This is a genomic window from Mesorhizobium sp. M0601, from assembly GCF_040320845.1.
Classification (GTDB): Bacteria; Pseudomonadota; Alphaproteobacteria; order Rhizobiales; family Rhizobiaceae; genus Mesorhizobium.
Window position 1 is genome coordinate 86,388 of sequence record NZ_JAMYQK010000012.1, and the last position, 17,650, is coordinate 104,037.

General features: G+C 62.1%; 19 protein-coding genes. 12 read left to right on the top strand and 7 right to left on the bottom strand.

Annotated features, from left to right (window positions below):
* Positions 1-102 precede the first annotated feature (102 nt).
* Positions 103-969 (bottom strand): alpha/beta fold hydrolase, encoded by an 867-nt coding sequence (locus NKI41_RS14110; protein ID WP_352475048.1) that lies wholly within the window; start codon positions 967-969, stop codon positions 103-105.
* Positions 970-1,113: 144 nt separating this feature from the next.
* On the opposite strand from NKI41_RS14110, the gene NKI41_RS14115 reads away from it, so the two are divergent.
* Together NKI41_RS14115 and NKI41_RS14120 are read left to right on the top strand one after the other, a co-directional pair.
* The gene (locus NKI41_RS14115) at positions 1,114-1,713 is read left to right on the top strand and encodes a methyltransferase family protein (protein WP_352683563.1); all 600 of its coding nucleotides are present in this window, start codon (positions 1,114-1,116) and stop codon (positions 1,711-1,713) included.
* 29 nt (positions 1,714-1,742) lie between these two features.
* Complete coding sequence (locus NKI41_RS14120; RefSeq protein WP_023678338.1) at positions 1,743-2,138, top strand: (R)-mandelonitrile lyase; 396 nt, start codon at positions 1,743-1,745, stop codon at positions 2,136-2,138.
* A 6-nt stretch (positions 2,139-2,144) separates the two neighbouring features.
* Here the strand turns inward: NKI41_RS14120 and NKI41_RS14125 are convergent, their stop codons facing one another.
* Positions 2,145-3,347 carry a pyridoxal phosphate-dependent aminotransferase gene (locus NKI41_RS14125; RefSeq protein WP_352683565.1) on the bottom strand — a complete coding sequence of 401 codons (1,203 nt, stop codon included), beginning with the start codon at positions 3,345-3,347 and terminating at the stop codon, positions 2,145-2,147.
* 202 nt (positions 3,348-3,549) lie between these two features.
* Here NKI41_RS14125 and NKI41_RS14130 point away from each other — a divergent pair, with 202 nt between their 5' ends.
* The 3 genes from NKI41_RS14130 (at position 3,550) to NKI41_RS14140 (ending at position 6,165) form a co-directional block, all read left to right on the top strand.
* Entirely contained in the window at positions 3,550-4,443 is an 894-nt protein-coding gene (locus tag NKI41_RS14130; protein ID WP_352683567.1) for an EAL domain-containing protein, read from the top strand.
* Positions 4,440-5,294, top strand: coding sequence for an EAL domain-containing protein (locus NKI41_RS14135; protein WP_352683569.1), 855 nt, complete (start codon positions 4,440-4,442; stop codon positions 5,292-5,294). Before NKI41_RS14130 ends, NKI41_RS14135 begins: the two co-directional genes overlap by 4 nt.
* A gap of 262 nt (positions 5,295-5,556) precedes the next feature.
* Entirely contained in the window at positions 5,557-6,165 is a 609-nt protein-coding gene (locus tag NKI41_RS14140; RefSeq protein ID WP_352646486.1) for a glutathione S-transferase family protein, read from the top strand.
* 329 nt (positions 6,166-6,494) lie between these two features.
* Here the strand turns inward: NKI41_RS14140 and NKI41_RS14150 are convergent, their stop codons facing one another.
* Positions 6,495-6,695 (bottom strand): hypothetical protein, encoded by a 201-nt coding sequence (locus NKI41_RS14150; protein WP_352475039.1) that lies wholly within the window; start codon positions 6,693-6,695, stop codon positions 6,495-6,497.
* Positions 6,696-6,971: 276 nt separating this feature from the next.
* Complete coding sequence (locus NKI41_RS14155; protein WP_023678332.1) at positions 6,972-7,184, bottom strand: cold-shock protein; 213 nt, start codon at positions 7,182-7,184, stop codon at positions 6,972-6,974.
* 295 nt (positions 7,185-7,479) lie between these two features.
* On the opposite strand from NKI41_RS14155, the gene NKI41_RS14160 reads away from it, so the two are divergent.
* Positions 7,480-7,806: a hypothetical protein gene (locus tag NKI41_RS14160; RefSeq protein ID WP_352683571.1), complete on the top strand. Its 327-nt coding sequence runs from the start codon at positions 7,480-7,482 to the stop codon at positions 7,804-7,806.
* 53 nt (positions 7,807-7,859) lie between these two features.
* On the opposite strand, the gene NKI41_RS14165 is transcribed toward NKI41_RS14160, so the two are convergent.
* Entirely contained in the window at positions 7,860-8,429 is a 570-nt protein-coding gene (locus NKI41_RS14165) for a methylated-DNA--[protein]-cysteine S-methyltransferase (RefSeq protein WP_352683573.1), read from the bottom strand.
* 162 nt (positions 8,430-8,591) lie between these two features.
* Between NKI41_RS14165 and NKI41_RS14170 the strand changes: the two genes are divergently transcribed.
* The 6 genes from NKI41_RS14170 to NKI41_RS14195 all read left to right on the top strand — a co-directional run bounded on the left by NKI41_RS14170 (position 8,592) and on the right by NKI41_RS14195 (position 12,930).
* The gene (locus tag NKI41_RS14170) at positions 8,592-9,413 is read left to right on the top strand and encodes a transglycosylase SLT domain-containing protein (protein ID WP_352683575.1); all 822 of its coding nucleotides are present in this window, start codon (positions 8,592-8,594) and stop codon (positions 9,411-9,413) included.
* On the top strand, positions 9,406-9,894 hold the full coding sequence (locus tag NKI41_RS14175; RefSeq protein WP_352683577.1) for a GNAT family N-acetyltransferase: 489 nt from the start codon (positions 9,406-9,408) through the stop codon (positions 9,892-9,894). The genes NKI41_RS14170 and NKI41_RS14175 overlap by 8 nt, the downstream gene beginning before the upstream one ends.
* A 350-nt stretch (positions 9,895-10,244) precedes the next feature.
* The gene (locus tag NKI41_RS14180) at positions 10,245-10,628 is read left to right on the top strand and encodes a DUF6152 family protein (RefSeq protein WP_352683579.1); all 384 of its coding nucleotides are present in this window, start codon (positions 10,245-10,247) and stop codon (positions 10,626-10,628) included.
* Complete coding sequence (locus NKI41_RS14185; RefSeq protein ID WP_352683581.1) at positions 10,629-11,087, top strand: hypothetical protein; 459 nt, start codon at positions 10,629-10,631, stop codon at positions 11,085-11,087.
* A gap of 189 nt (positions 11,088-11,276) precedes the next feature.
* Entirely contained in the window at positions 11,277-11,972 is a 696-nt protein-coding gene (locus NKI41_RS14190; RefSeq protein ID WP_352683583.1) for a 3'-5' exonuclease family protein, read from the top strand.
* Positions 11,956-12,930, top strand: a complete 975-nt coding sequence (locus NKI41_RS14195; RefSeq protein WP_352683586.1) for a hypothetical protein — start codon at positions 11,956-11,958, stop codon at positions 12,928-12,930. Before NKI41_RS14190 ends, NKI41_RS14195 begins: the two co-directional genes overlap by 17 nt.
* Positions 12,931-12,982: 52 nt before the next feature.
* Here the strand turns inward: NKI41_RS14195 and carB are convergent, their stop codons facing one another.
* The gene (gene carB / locus NKI41_RS14200; protein WP_352683588.1) at positions 12,983-16,486 is read right to left on the bottom strand and encodes a carbamoyl-phosphate synthase large subunit; all 3,504 of its coding nucleotides are present in this window, start codon (positions 16,484-16,486) and stop codon (positions 12,983-12,985) included.
* A 261-nt stretch (positions 16,487-16,747) separates the two neighbouring features.
* Positions 16,748-17,629: an SH3 domain-containing protein gene (locus NKI41_RS14205; RefSeq protein WP_352683591.1), complete on the bottom strand. Its 882-nt coding sequence runs from the start codon at positions 17,627-17,629 to the stop codon at positions 16,748-16,750.
* Positions 17,630-17,650: the final 21 nt, after the last annotated feature.

Sequence of the window (17,650 nt, forward strand, 5' to 3'; positions counted from 1 at the left end):
GAGGCTTTTTTCAATTTGCCACCTACCCAAAGGGCATCGTCCCACGGGCAGGCCGGGAGGGCAAGGGATTTGAAGTTGAAGGGATTTGAAGTTGGGGCCGGTTCAGCCGGTGCCGGTCAGGCGCGACGCCAGCGGGGGTGCGTCCACGCGCTGCACCGCCACCGTCTCGGCAAAGCGCGCCAGCAACGGATTGAACAGGTCCGCACGCTCCCAGAAAGGCGCATGCCCGGCGCCGGAGACGATGTGGCAATGCTCCCACAGCGAGCCGTAGGCGAGCGTCTCAAAATAGCCGAGCCGGACGAACGGATCGTTCTCGCCATTGACGATAGCGACCGGAAACGCGGCTTGCTCGACCACCTGTCTCTGGTCGGCACCCTTGCCGGTGAGCATGCCGCGCGTCACCGCGGCGCGCAGCCGGCCGTCGGTGCGCAGGATGGCTTGGCGAAAGGACGGATCGGCGGTGTCGCCGAAACACAGCGTCTCGAAGCGCTCGGCATCGCGTTCGGAATACGTCTTTTTGGACGCCAGCAGCATGTCCCAATGCGCGTGAAAGCCGCGCAGCATGCCGAAAGGACCCTTCGATACCGGCGGCGCGCCGGTCAGCATCAGCCCGCCGACGGCGCGGTGAAAACTCGCGAGTTCGATTGCCACGTGCCCGCCAAGCGACCAGCCGAAGACGACGGCGCGGCCGATGCCCAAGGCATCGAGGAGCTGAGCCGCCGATTGGGCAAGGCCGGCGATGGTGTAGTCCGTCGCCGGATCGCGGGCGTCCGACGATTCGCCATGGCCGGGCAGGTCGAAAGCGATCAACCGATGGGCAGCGGCCAACGGGCTGTCGAACTGGCGGGCGAATACGGCGCGCGAACTGCCCGAGCCGTGGATCAGGACAAGCGGGATGCCGGGTCCCGACGACTGGCTGAGGCGCAAATCCGCTTGCGGCGTGCGGATCGTGCGATGGGAAACGGCCATATCTGGTTTGGACCTTGGGATTGTCTCAAGGTCAACATCGCATGCCGAGGTCACCATGTTGTTTAGAACGGTGGTTAAGAAATGATTTCTGGGTTTCTGCCGGGTATGATGAACGAATCCACCACAGCTAACCCCCGGAGCCTGATGATGGAATCCACACTCGACCTTCTCGTCTCGATCAGCAGCATCGCGACGCTCGGCCAATATGCCTGGTCGATGCGCGCGCATTTCCAGTCGCCGAGCATGTCTCAAGGCGCGATGATCATTTCGGCCGTCGTGGTCGGCACGGCGCTGTTCTTTCTTGCGCTGCTGTGGATCGAGCGGCAGCCGGTGGCGGCGAAGATCGGCGGGCTCGCCATCGAACTGGCAAGCTCGGCGCTGTTCTGGTGGGCGATCTCGGTCTCCCGCAAGGCGGGGCTGCGGTTCGCATTCGATCCTGACAATCCCGACAGCCTGGTGACCGAAGGCCCTTATCTCCATGTCCGGCATCCGTTCTACACGTCCTACATCATCTTCTGGATCGGATGGGGTATCGCGACCTGGTCGGTCTGGGCGGTGGTGCCGGTCGCCGGCATCGTTACGATCTACGTGATCGCGGCCTTGGACGAAGAGCGAAAATTTTCGCGGACAAGGTTGGCCGATGCCTACGACGCTTACCGCACGCGGACCGGTCTGTTCTGGCCGCGTTTTGCCCGCAGCCGGCAGGAGATGCAGCCGGCATCGGACGAAAGTGGTAGGGTCTAAGACACTGGATTGATCGAGGATTTGCGACGATGAAGATCATTGCCTGCGGCAGCGTGCCGACGATTGTTGCGCCGGAAAAATACTTCACTGGCCGGGTTTTGCAGACGCCGATCATCGAGAAAGAGGCGCCGGCGCGGCTCAGAGCCACGCTGGTCAGCTTCGAGCCCGGCGCCCGCACCCACTGGCACACGCATCCGCTCGGCCAGACGCTCTATGTCACATCCGGTGCCGGTCTCGTGCAAAGCTGGGGCGGGCCGCTGCAGGAGATCAGGGCCGGCGACGTCATCTCCTTTGCGGCCGGCGAAAAGCACTGGCACGGCGCCGCGCCCAAATCGGCGATGACCCACATCGCCATGCAGGAGGCGCTCGAGGGTGTGCATGTCGATTGGCTGGAGAAGGTGAACGACGAGCAGTATGGCGGCTGAAACGTCTCAGACCAGCGCGGCGGTAAAGCGCTGGATGCGGGTGCAGGCCTCTTCGAGCAGAGCCTCCGACGTGGCGTAGGAGATGCGGAAGTTCGGGCCGAGGCCAAAGGCCGAGCCGAAAACAACCGCCACGCCCTCGGCCTCGAGCAGTTCGGAGCAGAAAGTTTCGTCGCTGTCGATCACCTTGCCGCTCTTGGTCTTCCTGCCGATCAGCTGGGCACAGGAGGGATAGACGTAGAACGCACCCTCCGGCGACGGACAGGTGATGCCGCGCGCCTGGTTGAGCATCGAGACGACGAGATCGCGCCGGCCCTGGAAGATCGCCTTGTTCTTCGGGATGAAATCCTGCGGGCCGTTCAGCGCTTCGACCGCCGCCCATTGGGCGATGGTGCAGGCGCCGGAGGTCTGCTGGCCCTGGATCATGTCCATCGCCTTGATCAGCGGCACCGGGCCTGCCGCGTAGCCGATGCGCCAGCCGGTCATGGCATAGGCCTTTGACACGCCGTTCATCGTCAGCGTGCGCTCATAGAGCTTCGGCTCGACCTCGGCGATGGTCTTGAAGACGAAGTCGCCATAAGTCAGGTGCTCGTACATGTCGTCGGTCAGCACCCAGACATGCGGGTGCTTCAACAGCACGTCGGCCAGGCCCTTGAGCTCCGCCTCGGTATAGGCGGCGCCCGAGGGGTTGGACGGCGAGTTCATCAACAGCCATTTGGTGCGCGGCGTGATCGCCTTTTCCAGCACGGTCGCCGTCAGCTTGAAGCCGTTGTCGATGGAGGTGTCGGCAAAAGCCGAGGTGCCGCCGCAGATCGCCACCATTTCGGGATAGCTCACCCAGTAGGGCCGCGGGATGATCACCTCGTCGCCGGGGTTCAGCGTCGCCATGAAAGCGTTGAACAGGATCTGCTTGCCGCCGGTGCCGACGATGGTCTGCTCCGGCCGGTAGTCGAGATTGTTCTCGCGCTTGAATTTTTTCGCGATCGCATCGCGCAGCGGCACGATGCCGGATACCGGCGGATACTTCGTCTCGCCTCGGCGGATGGCCTCGATCGCGGCGTTCTTAATGTTATCGGGGGTGTCGAAGTCCGGTTCGCCGGCGCCCAGCCCGATCACGTCGCGGCCGGCGTTTTTCAGCTCGCGCGCCTTCTGCGTCACCGCGATGGTCGCGGAAGGCTTTACGCGGGAAAGGACGTCGGCAAGAAAGGCCATGACAGATATCTCCAGAAAGGACCGGCGGGCGAAGGCGCCGCGGCGCCTCTCATGTCGCATCATCTGGTCAAGCGCAAGCCCAGCGCAGGCATTGTCGAATGAGCCAGCGCGCAATGCTGGCAACAATAAATTCATCAACGATCGGTAAAAGCTTGAACGGCAGGACCGTGGCCGGTCCGCCAGTCTCGCATAGCGAGGAACCGTGACACGCGGCATCGGGCTTGCCCATATCATCCGCCATGATGACGGCACCGCCAGCGGTGTCTGGGGGGTCTATACGCTGCAAAGCGCGTTCCAGCCGATCTTCGCCTTCAACAAGGGCAAGCTTTCCGTCGTCGCGTTCGAGGGGCTGATCCGGCCGTTCCGCGAAGGCGAGCCGCAGCCGCCGATGAGTTTCTTCAACAGCTGTCCGGCGGTCGACCGCCTGCATATCGAGGCGCTGACACGGACGCTGCACCTTCTGAACGCCGGCGCCTGCCTGCCGCGAGACGCCTCCATCTTCATCAATTTCGATCCATCGGTGTTCACCGACCGCAGCATCGCCGACAAGGCGCTGCGCGAAATGCGGCTGGTGCTGCACGAGGCCGACATCGATCCGCGCCGTGTCGTCTGCGAGGTCACCGAGCAGAAATCGGCGTCGCAGGAAACGCTCTACAATTTCGTCGAGGCGCTCAGGGGCAATGGTTTGCGCATTGCCGTCGACGATTACGGCGCCGACGAATCCGACATCAATCGCATCAAGGAACTCAGGCCAGACATCGTCAAGTTCGACGCCGACTGGATCATGACGCTGATGGAGTCCGGTGCCGGCTTCGCCTTGCTGACCGCTATGGTGACCAGCTTCGAAGAGCAAGGCATCCGTACGGTATTCGAGGGCATCGAGACGGGCTGGCAGCTCGAGCTCGCCGAAAAGTCGGGCGCCTCGATGGTGCAAGGCTTCGTGCTGGCACGCCCGGAGCTTGCACCGACCAGCTTTCACGTCTTCGACAAGGCCGGGCAGGCATCAGCGGTGTCGCCCGATAAGGACAAAGTTCCCGCGGCCGTTTCGCCATCGCGGCGGCCGATGCGGGCCTTTGGCCGCAGGGTGGCATCGTGACCGGGCGGGCCGACATGCGGCGCAAGGTCGGCGAAGCGATCTTTGCCGACGAGGTCGGCATCGAATATGGCGTCTACGGCGCATTCCGGCTGAGGAGCGCCTACCAGCCGGTCTTCGCGCCGCGCGGCAGGTTTCTCGCCGCCGTCGCGGTCGAGGGACTGATCGAGCCGCACCGTGCAGGCAGGCCGGTGGCGCCGCAAATCTTCTTCGAAGGTGTGCCGGCAGCGGATCGGCTGTTTGTCGAAACCATGTGCCGGGTGCTGCATTTGCGCAACTTCCGCAACATCGGCGTCGACGGGCTCGACCTCTTCTTCAACTACAATCCGCTGATCAACGATGACCCCGCACGGGCGCTGGCCGAAATCAGGCTGATGACCAGGCATCTGACGGATTTCGGCCCGCATCCCGGCATGCTGGTCTGCGAGATTACCGAGCAGGCGGCCGGCGACAAGGTGCTTGTCAGCCTGGCGCGCGAGATGCGGCGCGACGGCGTCCGCATCGCCATCGACGATTTCGGCACCGGGCATTCGACCGAAGAAAGGGTAGCACTGGTGCAGCCCGACATCGTCAAGATCGACGGCACCTGGTTCGCAGAATTCTGCCGCCATGCCGCCGCCGAGCGGTTTTTCCGGCCGCTGGTTTCGACGCTGCACGACCGTGGCGCCAAGGTGCTGGTCGAAGGCGTCGAGAACGCCACGCATCTGCGCGTCGCGCTGGATGGCGGCGTCGACCTGCTGCAGGGCTTTTACCTTGCCCGGCCGGCGCTGGCCGGTACGCTGTTCGACGAGGAGCCGCTGTCGATCGACAGGCTGCTTGGCAGGGACAATAACGTCATCCCCCTATTCGGCTAGGATATGTCGAGATTCAAGTGATGCCGGCCTGCGAATGGCGGTTTCCTGCGCTTCCGGTGCTCACGTACCCAAAGTACGCTCCGCTCCGGTTCTCGGAACCCACCCTTCTCGGCTCGGCCTGACTTGAATCTCGATATATCCTGAAATGCATCAGCGGCGCTGATGGTTACGCCAAAACAAATCACTGGATGAAGCCGCCGCTGCCGCGATAGAGGCTGGATCAAGCCCTGAGACGGGTGGTTGCGAGCAAGGGGGAGCACCGATGATACTCTATGGAATGATCGACAGCGGCAATTGCTACAAGCCGCGCCTGTTGATGGCCAAGCTCGGCATCGCTTTCACCAATGTCGAGGTCAGCTCGCACACCGGCGACACGCGCAAGCCCGACTATGTCGCGAAAAACCCGAACGCCATGGTGCCGCTGCTCGAACTCGACGACGGCCGCCGGCTGGCCGAATCCAATGCCATCCTGCTCTATCTCGCCGAAGGCACGCGGTTTCTGCCGGCGGACAGATACGAACGCGCGCTGGCCTATCAGTGGCTGTTCTTCGAGCAATACAGCCATGAGCCTTATATCGCCGTGCGCAGGGCGCTGCTGACCTTCCCTGAAAGAGCCAAGGATGCGACGCCGGAGCGGCTGGCCCTGACGCTGGAGCGCGGCAACAAGGCGCTCGGCGTCATGGACAAGCACCTGGCCGGGAGCAGCTTCTTCGCCGGCAATGCGCTCAGCGTCGCCGACATCGCGCTCTATGCCTATACGCATACGGCCGAGACGGGCGGGTTTCAGCTCGACGCCTATCCGGCGGTTGCCGCCTGGCTGAAAAGGGTCGAGGCCGATCCGGGGCACGTGCCGCTGGAGTGGCTGCCTTAGTCACGCTTCTCGGCGCTTCGCGGCTCGCTCCGGAGGTCGGGCTTGCGGCCCTCGGCCGATGACGTGAATGGTCGCGCGGCTATTTCAGCAGGCGATCATATTCGGAATGGGTGCCTATCCAGAACCAGACCACGTCATCGTGGTCGCGAACAGCCACGGCGCGGTAGTTGATATCAACCCGCGCCGACCAGTAGCGCCCGACCTGTTTGAAATGCAACGACGGGTGGAACGGGTCAGAATTCAGTTTGGCGAAACGTCTGTTCGCCTTTGCTCTGATTAACGAGGGCAGTTTGCGTAGGCCTCCCAAAACGAGGGAGTAGCAAAATGATTCACAGAGGCCGGGTCCGGCCGGCGCGATGATCAGCCAAGGCCTGCTCGGCAAGCTTGTCCAGCCTGCCGCCCTTGGCGTCGGCTTCGATCTGCCGGTCCCACATGTCGGCCTGCAGCGCCTCGAACCATGCGGCAAACGCTCTCAGCTCTTCGGGGCTTAGTTCGGCAACGGATTTCTCAATCTGTTCAAGCTTGCTCATGAATCAATAGTACCACATTGGGCCAAAAACACCACAAAGTGGGACTATAGGCCCAAGGCAGCGGTTCACTGGAATCCAGACAGCAAAAAGGCGGGACAAAATCCCGCCTTCCCATGCTTGGTAGCCTGATCGGGAGCGTTTTGGCCGGGCCGGCAGCAATCTGCTGCTTCGGCTTGTCGGGGTCTTTCGCTCCGGCGCGCTTCTCGCGCGACCGCCAGTACATCCGTGACTTCCCGCGCGCCCGGGGATATCGCCGGGCGCGCGCCATTCGCAAAATCAGGCTGCCTTGCTCAGAGATCCAGCGGACGACTTGCCAGTGCGGCGGTCCTGCTCGATCTCGAAGTTGATCTTCTGGCCTTCCACCAGGGTCGACAGTCCAGCACGCTCGACTGCGGAGATGTGAACGAAAACGTCCGCGCCGCCGCTGTCAGGCTGAATGAAGCCGAAACCCTTGGTGGAATTAAACCACTTGACCGTACCTGTTGCCATTTCGATAGTCCTTTACGTTTGCTTTAGTTTGACTGGGCCGAAACCCAGCCGGTTTGTATCGAGATTTTGGAGATAGAACGTCAGCAAACGCGAATATCGCGAGGCCCGGATCGATCGGCCGAAATATCAATGGACCGCATATAATATGCCTTCGCGCAAAAAACAAGACGGGGCGGAAAATGGCGCGGCGGCAACGCTGCCCAACGGCCGCCCCAATCGCGTGAGAGCGTCGTCGCTGCGCGCCTGACGCGGGAGGATCGCGACAGCTTCGGGCACGGGTTTTGGGGAGAGGGACATGAAAATCGTTCTGCTTGCCGCTTGCCTGACGCTGGTGGCCGCCGAGGCGCAGGCGGTCTCGCGCTACGACCCGACCCGCATGAGCTGCGGCAGGGTGCAGGCGACGGTCGCGCGCGAAGGCGCGGTCATCCTGCGCTACAGATCGGCGCGTGTGCCGGGCCTGGCGCTCTACGACCGCTACGTGCGGAGCCAGCAATTCTGCGACATCGGCGAGGTCAGGGCGCGGGCCTCCGTGCCGAGTGCCGATACGAATTCGTGCACCGTCTATAAATGCAAGCGGGTGGAATTCGATCGGCGCTTCCGCCGGCGGCTGCTTCCGGATTAGGCTGGTCGAGATGGGTGCGCCGGGGTACCGGCATCACCTGAATATCAGCACAGCTAAAACCCGAACGACACCTGCGCCGGCGGCGGCGGGCCGACGCGCACGCCTTCCATGGCCAGCATCTTTTCCTTGGTGGCCGAGCCGCCGGGGGCGGAAAAGCCGCCGATCTTGCCGCCGGCGGCAAGGATACGATGACAGGGGATGACCAGCGGCACCGGGTTGGCGCCGAGTGCGGCACCGGTTTCGCGCGCCAGCCCGGCATGGCCGGCGCGTTTGGCCAATTCGCCATAGGTGGTGGTTTCGCCGAAGGCGAGTTTTCGCGCCGCGTCATAGATCGCCAGGCGGAACTCGTCGACGCCGCTGAGATCGACCGGCACGTTGGAGAAATCGATATCCTCGCCGGCGGCATAGGCCTTGATCGACGCGATCAGCTCGGCAACCCATTGCGGCTCGGGCTTCGCTGCTTGGTCGGCGGCGGCATGGCGCAGCAGCCGGCGCTCGACCGCGTCGCGATTGCGCTGCGGCAGGCAGAGCCGGGTCAGTCCGGCATCGCTCCAGGCGATGCCCATGAAGCCGAGCACGGTTTCGAAGACCGCGTGGCCGGCGGTGGCATGAGAGGCGTGCATGGCGTGCTCCTTTCCGGAATCCTTCGAAGTACAAATCCAGAACAATATCGCATTTCGCGGCCCGGCTCGCCACCCGAAAACCACCGGCTACCGCGGATTGCCCGGGGAAAGATGCTGGTGTAAGGACTTCTTAACACCCGACGAACCGGACCCGAGCGCCGCTTGCCAGCAAAATTCCTCTTTTCCGTCCTTGCGGCGGTGTTGGCCGTGGCCGCTCTCGGCGGTTGCACCTCGACTTCGCCGGTGACCCCGACGCCGGCCTTCACCGAAAATACGGCCAATACCGATGCCGGCTTTACATTGGCGCTGCCCGACACGGTTTCGGTGCTGCCGGAGCCGTCCGGCGTCGCCCAGACAGCGGCGCTGCCGATCGAGCCGGCCGCCACCTTTGCCGGGCCGACGCCGCTGGCGGCAACTACCCCCACCGTCATGACCGCCAATGCCCTGCCTGTTACCGCGACGCCAGCCGTCGCCATGCCGGTCACCCAACAGACCGCGGCCATGCCCGGCGTTCAGCCGGTTTCCTACACGGTGCCGCAGAACCCGGCCGTTCTGGCCGCGACCGACCCCGCCGAGGGTCAGTCCAACGCCGGCGGCCGCAGCGAGATCGAGCGGCTGATCGAGAAATATTCCGCGCTTTACCAGGTGCCGGTCGATCTGGTGCGCCATGTCGTCAACCGCGAGAGCACGTTCAACCCGAAAGCCTACAATCACGGCCATTGGGGGCTGATGCAGATCAAGCATGCGACGGCGCGCGGCATGGGCTATGACGGGCCGGCGAGCGGCCTGTTCGACGCCGAGACCAATTTGAAATATGCGGTGAAATATCTGCGCGGCGCCTGGCTGGTCTCAGGCGGCAACCCCAAGCGCGCCGACCGGCTCTACCAGAGCGGCTATTATTACGACGCCAAGCGCAAGGGGATGCTGGGCGAAACCGGGCTCGGCAGCGATAGCCTGCGCCGCCGCATGCAGCCCGATGCCTGAGCCGCGCCCGCCGGCACCAAACGACATCCGCCTGCGCAAGATCTTCGACGACACGCTTCTGGCGCCGCGCTGGCCCGAAGGTTTTTTCATGCGCGGCTTCGAAGCCGCCGATGCACTCGCTTTGCATACGCTGTTGACCGCGGTGTTTGACGACGGCGCCGACGGGCCGTTCGACGAATGGTGGCCACGCATTTCGGCCGGCGCGGAATTCGACCCAGCTTTGTGTTTCCTGGTCATCGACGACAAGGGCCGGCTGGCGGGCGCGGCGCTCTGCTGGACGCGGGCTTTCGTCAAGGATCTTGCCGTCCACCCGGAGGCGCGCGGCAACGGCATCGCCGAGGCACTGATGCGGCACGCGTTTGCGGTGTTTCAGGCAAGGGGCGCGGCACATGTCGACCTCAAGACCAATACGGTCGAGAACGCGGCTGCGGTCAGGCTCTATCAGCGGCTGGGGATGGTCGAGGTCGATTGGGCGGCGTGAGCGGTCGGGGCAAGCGCCTCGGTAAGTGCGGCGATGTTCAGCAGAGGCTGCGACGCTCGGAGGTAACGGCATGGATCCTAGGGTCTCCGCGACGTCGCTTCGCTCCTGCTCCGCCCTAGGATGACGAAGGGCACAGTGGCATAAAGGCCAATCGCGGACGTTGGAGATTGGCTGGAAACCTCCCCTCGCTTCGTCGTCCTAGGGCGGAGCGAACGCGAAGCGGGAGCGCAGACCCTGGGATCCATGCTGTGAGCATGGCTGTAGAGCGCAGCGAACCAAAAGGCCCTCATGTGATTTGACGCTGCGGCGCGCTGACCTACCCTCTAATGCCGGAACCGAGGAGACGAGCGATGCTGTCACCTTTCAACCGGAGCGTCATGCTGGCGGCGGCGGTGATCCTTGCCGCCGGCACCGCGGCCTATGCCCATCACGGCTGGTCGTGGACGCAGGACGGGTTTTTCGAACTCCGGGGCAAGATAACGGCCATCTATATCGGCAATCCGCACGCCACGCTGGATGTCGACGCCGAGGGCGAGGCCTGGCGGGTGGAGATGGCGCCGCCGTCCCGCACGATCGCCGCCGGCTTCACCGAGGAGGTTGCCAAGGTCGGCGACGAGGTGACCGCGATCGGCAACCGCTCGCGCGACGAAAACGAAAAACGCATGAAGGCAGTCCGCATCATCGTCGGCGGCAAGACCTATGATGTCTATCCCGACCGCGTGCCGCCGGCCTGAATGGACGGGCTGTTCGCCGGCATCGAGCAACTCGCCTTGGTGCGGGGACTGAAGGCCTCGTTCGTCGCCTATCCCGTAATCAATGCGCTCCACATCATGTCGATCGGCGCGCTGCTGACCAGCGTCTGGCTCATGGACCTCAGGATATTGGGCGCCTTCCGCTCGCTGCCGCAGGCTGCGTTCGTCGCGCTGCTGCGCCGCACCGCGTTGAGCGCGTTCGGCGGCGCGCTGGTCACGGGGTCGCTGCTGTTTTCGGTGAGGGCGAGCGAGTATGCGGCGATGCCGATTTTCCTCGCCAAGATGGCGTTGATCGTTCTCGCCGGCGCCAATTTTCTTGTCTTCGTGCGCCGCGCAGGTGAGGAGCCGGCCGGCGGGGTCGCGACCGTCCTGGCGGTGCTTTCGCTGGTGCTGTGGACGTCGGTGCTTTTCGCCGGACGGTTCATTGGGTTTCTTAACTAAGCCGGGCGGCGGCACTGTTGGCCGATCTGATTGGCCTCCTCGGCCGGCAACGACTTCATCCAAAACGCGACTATCACGCAGAGGCCGAGGAAGGCTACGCGCAGCTAGGGCCAAATGCCTGCTGGTATCTGATACCTAGTAGCGATAGTTTGTGCACCGGTGCACTTCCTCGGTGTTAACTCGCCGAGTATGAAACAGCTTACAGCCTCTGGTGATGAATTGATTTTAAAATCCCATGGCGCCATGCGCCAGAACGTCGATCCTGATTTGGCGCCGAGAACGATCCCTTTGCGTCGTACAGATGTGTATTTCTCGGCAGACGTGGAGACAGACGGCCCGATACCCGGCCCGTTTTCGATGCTGTCATTCGCAATCGTGTATGCCGGAAGGTACGATGGCGAGCGTTTTGAGCGACCTGTCAGTTATGACCAAGTTTTTTACAGGGAACTATCCCCTATTTCAGATGAGTTTCAGATTGAGGCACTAAAAATAAACGGACTTGATAGAAATAGGCTCGTCATTGATGGAGATGATCCTGTACGAGCGATGTCGGATGCCTTTATCTGGATTAAATCAATTTCTGAAGACGCATATCCAGTGCTGGTCGCATACCCTCTAAGCTTTGATTGGAACTGGTTATACTGGTATTTTATGAAATACTCAAATCGAGGTTCGCCCTTTGATTACTCTCGTTGCTTTGACATCAAGACGGCGTTTGCAGTTAAGTCGGCAACGCCTATTGCAGAAGCAGGGAGGTCTCATTTACCTATTAATTTGGCTTCTTCAAAAAAGCATACGCATCATGCCATCGATGACGCAATTGAGCAGGCGGAGATATTCGCCAATATATTCGAGTGGGAGGGGATAAATGGGGGTAATCGATGATCGAAGGAACTACTCGCTTCGTCGTATGGGAGAACTGAAACAGGAGCTCTCACCCGCACAGAAAATAGCAGCTAGAAAAGCCTGTGTGTTCGCCAGCGGGTCCTTTGGCAGACTTGAGGCAAGTGATCACAGTGATCTGGATCCTTGTATCGTGGCTCTGTCCGACGCTAGTGGAAAGAGTAAGCTCTCGCTTCTCCAAGAGATAAGGTTGAAATCCGAGATTATTTCGAGCGTGGAACGCTTAAGTCTTCCAGAGATCGATGGCGATGGAAAGTACCTGGGTAAGTTCACAAGTCATGGCTTGGTAAATGAGATCGGCTCGCCAATTGATGACTCTGATAACACGTTCACAACTCGACTGCTTATGCTCCTAGAAGCAAGGCCGATAGTTGGCGAAGATATATTTAACACTATAAAAAAAGAGATCGTTGAGGCCTACTGGGTCGACTTTGATCGTTATAAAAATAAGTTTATTCCTGCATATTTTACAAATGATATAATTAGACTTTGGAGGACATTTTGTATTAATTACGAAGCAAGGACAAGAAAGCTAACTGGGGATCTTCGGATAAAAAAGAAGGTAAAAAACTATAAGCTAAAGCATAGTCGAATTTTGACATGCTACTCGGCAATAATTTATCTCCTCTCGATTTATAAGCTTAAAAACACGGTCACTCAGGAAGACGCTATGGAAATGTGCTCTCTGACCCCGCTTGAACGGCTTTTTTCGCTCAGGGATAGAGACAGACTTAAAGATTCTCGTGGGGCGGTTGAAAATCTTATAAATATGTATGAGAATTTCTTGGAAATGTCGGGTCAGGATCCTGCTGTTTTAGAAAAGCAAATTCAGGACAACGAAGGATATAAACGAGAGGACTACCGATTCGGACAAGAAATGTTCAGCGCCATCAATATCATTGGTTCCGGAAACGAGTTCCATCGATTAGTTGTCGTTTGATATTCTATCGACCTCCAACATACGGCAAATTCGACGGAGTTCTTTCGATCAGTCAGGCAAAATACTCCTGCAGCGGCCGAACCTCGAGGCTCCCAGCCTTCAACGCCGCAATAGCCTCCGCAACCGCGGCCGCACCCGACAGCGTCGTGTAATACGGCACTTTCTGCATCAGCGTCGCCCGGCGCAGCGATTTGGAGTCCGACACCGCTTTCTGGCCGTCCGTGGTGTTGAAGACGATCTGGACCTGGCGGTTGCGGATGGCGTCCTCGATGTGCGGGCGGCCTTCCAGCACCTTGTTTATCTTTTCGGCGACGACGCCGTTCTCGGCGAGGAAGCGGGCGGTGCCTGAGGTGGCGAGCACTTTGAAACCCTGGCCGGCGAGACGTTTCACCGCCGGCAGGATGCCTTTCTTGTCCTCGTCGCGCACCGAGACAAACAGCGTGCCCGCGCGGGGGAGATCAACACCCGCCCCCAGTTGGCTCTTGGCGAAGGCCAGCGCGAAGTCGCGGTCGAGGCCCATGACCTCGCCGGTCGAGCGCATTTCCGGGCCGAGCAATATGTCGACGCCGGGGAAGCGGGCGAACGGGAATACCGCTTCCTTGACGGCGATGTGGCCGGGGTTGCGCGGGTCGGGCATGGCGCCGTAATGGGCGAAGGCGTCTTCCAGGCTTTCGCCGGCCATGATGCGGGCGGCGATCTTTGCGATCGGCCGCCCAATGGTCTTGGCGACGAAGGGCACGGTGCGCGATGCGCGCGGGTTGACCTCCAGCACATAGACGGTGCCGTCCTTGATCGCGTACTGCACGTTCATCAGCCCGCCGACATTGAGCGCACGGGCCAGCGCTGCCGTCTGGCGCTCGAGTTCGTCGACGAGCTCCGATGGCAGCGAGTGCACCGGCAGCGAGCAGGCCGAGTCGCCCGAGTGGATGCCGGCCTCCTCGATGTGCTCCAATATGCCGGAGACGTAGGTCGACCTGCCGTCGCAGAGACAATCGACATCGACCTCGATGGCGCCCGACAGATAGGTATCGAACAGAAGCGGGTTCTTGCCGAGCAGCGTGTTGATCTGGCCGGTCTTGTCGTTGGGGTATTTCTGCTTGATGTCCTCCGGTACCAGGCCGGGCACGGTGTCGAGCAGATAGGACTGCAGCATGCTCTCGTCGTGGATGATCTGCATGGCGCGGCCGCCGAGCACGTACGACGGGCGCACCACCAGCGGGAAGCCGAGCTCGCCGGCGACGAGGCGGGCCTGCTCGACCGAATAGGCAATGCCGTTCTTCGGCTGGCTGAGGCCGAGCTTGTGCAGCAGCTTCTGGAAGCGGTCGCGGTCCTCGGCCAGATCGATCATGTCGGGCGAGGTGCCGAGGATCGGGATGCCGGCCTTCTCCAGCGCATCCGCCAGCTTCAGCGGCGTCTGGCCGCCGAACTGGACGATGACGCCGACCAGTTCGCCCGACGCCTGCTCGGCGCGCAGGATCTCCAGCACGTCCTCCGGCGTCAGCGGCTCGAAATAGAGCCGGTCCGAGGTGTCGTAGTCGGTCGACACGGTCTCGGGGTTGCAGTTGATCATGATCGCCTCGAGGCCGGCGTCGCGCAGCGCAAAGGCGGCATGGCAGCAGCAATAGTCGAACTCGATGCCCTGGCCGATGCGGTTGGGGCCGCCGCCGAGGATGACGACCTTTTTGCGCGACGAGACCTGCGCCTCGTTGGCGAGCGCGCCGGCGAAGGGAACCTCATAGGTCGAATACATGTAGGCGGTGGGCGAGGCGAACTCGGCGGCGCAAGTGTCGATACGCTTGTAGACGGGATGAACGTCGAGCTTGTCGCGTATCTTCTGGACCTCTTCGACATCCTTCCTGACCAGGGAGGCGAGGCGGGCGTCCGAAAAACCCATCGCCTTCAGCATGCGCAGATTGGCGGCGTCCTCGGGAATTCCGTGCTCGCGGATGCGGGCTTCCATGTCGAGAATGCCGGCGATCTGTTCGAGGAACCACGGGTCGATCTTGCACATCGCGTGCACGTCTTCCAGCGAGGTGCCCATGCGGATCGCTTGCGCCACCATGCGCAGCCGGTCCGGCGTCGGCGTGCCCAGCGCGGCGCGAATGGCGTTGCGGTCATCGACATGGCTGGCAGCTGTCGTCCCATGGCCGATGCCGGGGATCTCGATCTCGTCCAGACCAGTCAGGCCGGTCTCCAGCCCGCGCAGCGCTTTCTGCAGCGATTCCTGGAAGGTGCGGCCGATGGCCATGACCTCGCCGACCGACTTCATCGAGGTGGTCAGCACCGGCTCGGCGCCGGGAAACTTCTCGAAGGCAAAGCGCGGGATTTTTGTCACGACATAGTCGATGCTCGGCTCGAACGAGGCCGGCGTTGCTCCGCCGGTGATGTCGTTCTCAAGCTCGTCCAGCGTGTAGCCGACGGCGAGCTTGGCGGCGATCTTGGCGATCGGAAAACCGGTCGCCTTGGAGGCGAGCGCCGACGAGCGCGAGACGCGCGGGTTCATCTCGATCACCACCAGGCGGCCGTCGGCCGGGTTGACGGCGAACTGCACGTTGGAGCCGCCGGTCTCGACGCCGATCTCGCGCAGCACCGCGATCGAGGCGTTGCGCATCATCTGGTATTCCTTGTCGGTCAGCGTCAGCGCAGGGGCGACGGTGATCGAATCGCCCGTATGCACGCCCATCGGGTCGATGTTCTCGATCGAGCAGACGATGATGCAATTGTCGGCCTTGTCACGGACAACCTCCATCTCATACTCCTTCCAGCCGAGCACGCTCTCCTCGATCAGCACTTCGGTGGTCGGCGAGGCGTCGAGGCCGGACTGGACGATCTCGAAGAATTCGGCGCGGTTGTAGGCGATGCCGCCGCCGGTGCCGCCCATAGTGAAGGAGGGGCGGATAATTGCGGGCAGGCCGACATGGTCGAGCGCTTGTGCTGCAATCGCCATGGCATGGCTGATATAGCGCTGCTTGCGGTCGCCCTCACCGAGGTTCCAGCGCGTTTCCAGAGCATCGAGCGCGGCGTCGAGATTTTCGGGCTTCTCGGCCTTCAGCGCGGCGCGCTCGGCCTCGTGCGTCTTGCGGTCGGCATTCTTGACGTCGGTGGCGTTGGCCAGCATCGACTTCGGCGTTTCCAGGCCGATCTTGTTCATCGCCTCGCGAAACAGCGCGCGGTCCTCGGCCTTGTCGATTGCGGTGGCGTCGGCGCCGATCATCTCGACCTGATAGCGGTCGAGCACGCCCATGCGGCGCAGCGACAGAGCGGTGTTGAGCGCGGTCTGGCCGCCCATGGTCGGCAGCAGCGCGTCCGGCCGCTCCTTGGCGATGATCTTGGCCACCACTTCGGGCGTGATCGGCTCGATGTACGTGGCGTCGGCCAGCTCCGGATCGGTCATGATGGTGGCCGGATTGGAGTTGACCAGGATGACGCGAAAACCCTCTTCCTTCAGCGCCTTGCAGGCCTGGGTGCCGGAATAGTCGAATTCGCAGGCCTGGCCGATGACGATGGGGCCGGCCCCGATGATCAGGATCGACTTGATGTCAGTGCGTCTTGGCATGTCGAGGGTCCGTTTCGGCGGGCGGCTTGCACAAAAAGCCGGACGGGATGACCCGGCCGGTTGCGCGCGCGATTCTGGTATCAGGCTAGGAGGGCCTTATAGGGAAGAGTTTTGCCGGATGTAAGCCCCTAAAATGGCAGGCAGTAGGGCAGTAGGGCAGTAGGGCAGTAGGGCAGTAGGGCAGTAGGGCAGTAGGGCAGTAGGGCAGTAGGGCAGTAGGGCAGAGGTTCGAGCGCCCTTTAAACATATTGCCCTACTGCCCTACTGCCTTATTCCCCTTATCACTATCCCCAGCGCCAACTGGTCCGTAATCTCGAAGCGTTCGGAAGCACCGACGCGGATCATGTTCAGGCTGCCTTCGCGGGTGAAGCGGAATTCGCCGGGTGCGTCCGCACCGGCCGGCTTGCCGGCCTTGAAGCTGATGATGCGCGTGCCGCCATCGGGCCAGGTCACGGTCACGTCGGTCTTGTCGCCGGTGCGCACCACGCCTGCCTTGCAGCTGGTCATCGGCTGGCCGAGATAGCGCGCACAGGGGATGGCGTTGCCGGCACCGGGTACCGGTGTCCCCGGCGGCTGAAGCCGCGCAACGGTCTGTGCGTCGGCCGGGGGCGCCGCGTTGGCCGCGCCGAAATTCTGGACGGGACCCGCTGCCGCGGGCGGCGATCCATCAACCTGTCCAGTCGTGGGGTTTCCACCGGCCAGGGCCAGGCGGTAAGCATCCTCGATCGCCACCCTGCCGATTGCGTCAGCGGAGTTCAGCGTCGTTTCGGGACCGGTTGCGCCGAGACGCGTTGTCAGATCGGGCAGCGGTTGAGAGGCAGGGTTCTCCGTATCGACCGCCGCCTGGGGCGTCACTTGCTGGGGATTGAGAGGGTCGAGGTAGCGTGCGGGAGCCCATCCGCTCAGCTTCGGGTCGTCAATGTCTTCAACCTTGCACCACTTGTAGCCGCTGACGTCGCCGCAGCCGAGATTTTTCACGCTCGAACCACTCGGCAGCCGCGCCTCGATCTTGCCCATGGCCGACGCCGTGGCGCGCACGTTCAGGAGGTCATCCGGAGCGAGACCCGTCACAATCGAGATGATGGGCTCCGGCTCCTGGCCGTTGGCCGGCAACTCCGCCAGCATCAGCGGAGCGGCGATCACCGCAAGCAGCGTCGTCGGGAG

Coding starts and splice junctions, on each gene's coding strand:
- NKI41_RS14110 (WP_352475048.1), bottom strand. CDS start 969: ATGGCCGTTTCCCATCGCACGATCCGCACGCCGCAAGCGGATTTGCGC.
- NKI41_RS14115 (WP_352683563.1), top strand. CDS start 1,114: ATGATGGAATCCACACTCGACCTTCTCGTCTCGATCAGCAGCATCGCG.
- NKI41_RS14120 (WP_023678338.1), top strand. CDS start 1,743: ATGAAGATCATTGCCTGCGGCAGCGTGCCGACGATTGTTGCGCCGGAA.
- NKI41_RS14125 (WP_352683565.1), bottom strand. CDS start 3,347: ATGGCCTTTCTTGCCGACGTCCTTTCCCGCGTAAAGCCTTCCGCGACC.
- NKI41_RS14140 (WP_352646486.1), top strand. CDS start 5,557: ATGATACTCTATGGAATGATCGACAGCGGCAATTGCTACAAGCCGCGC.
- NKI41_RS14150 (WP_352475039.1), bottom strand. CDS start 6,695: ATGAGCAAGCTTGAACAGATTGAGAAATCCGTTGCCGAACTAAGCCCC.
- NKI41_RS14155 (WP_023678332.1), bottom strand. CDS start 7,184: ATGGCAACAGGTACGGTCAAGTGGTTTAATTCCACCAAGGGTTTCGGC.
- NKI41_RS14160 (WP_352683571.1), top strand. CDS start 7,480: ATGAAAATCGTTCTGCTTGCCGCTTGCCTGACGCTGGTGGCCGCCGAG.
- NKI41_RS14165 (WP_352683573.1), bottom strand. CDS start 8,429: ATGCACGCCTCTCATGCCACCGCCGGCCACGCGGTCTTCGAAACCGTG.
- NKI41_RS14175 (WP_352683577.1), top strand. CDS start 9,406: ATGCCTGAGCCGCGCCCGCCGGCACCAAACGACATCCGCCTGCGCAAG.
- NKI41_RS14180 (WP_352683579.1), top strand. CDS start 10,245: ATGCTGTCACCTTTCAACCGGAGCGTCATGCTGGCGGCGGCGGTGATC.
- NKI41_RS14185 (WP_352683581.1), top strand. CDS start 10,629: ATGGACGGGCTGTTCGCCGGCATCGAGCAACTCGCCTTGGTGCGGGGA.
- NKI41_RS14190 (WP_352683583.1), top strand. CDS start 11,277: ATGAAACAGCTTACAGCCTCTGGTGATGAATTGATTTTAAAATCCCAT.
- NKI41_RS14195 (WP_352683586.1), top strand. CDS start 11,956: ATGGGGGTAATCGATGATCGAAGGAACTACTCGCTTCGTCGTATGGGA.
- carB (WP_352683588.1), bottom strand. CDS start 16,486: ATGCCAAGACGCACTGACATCAAGTCGATCCTGATCATCGGGGCCGGC.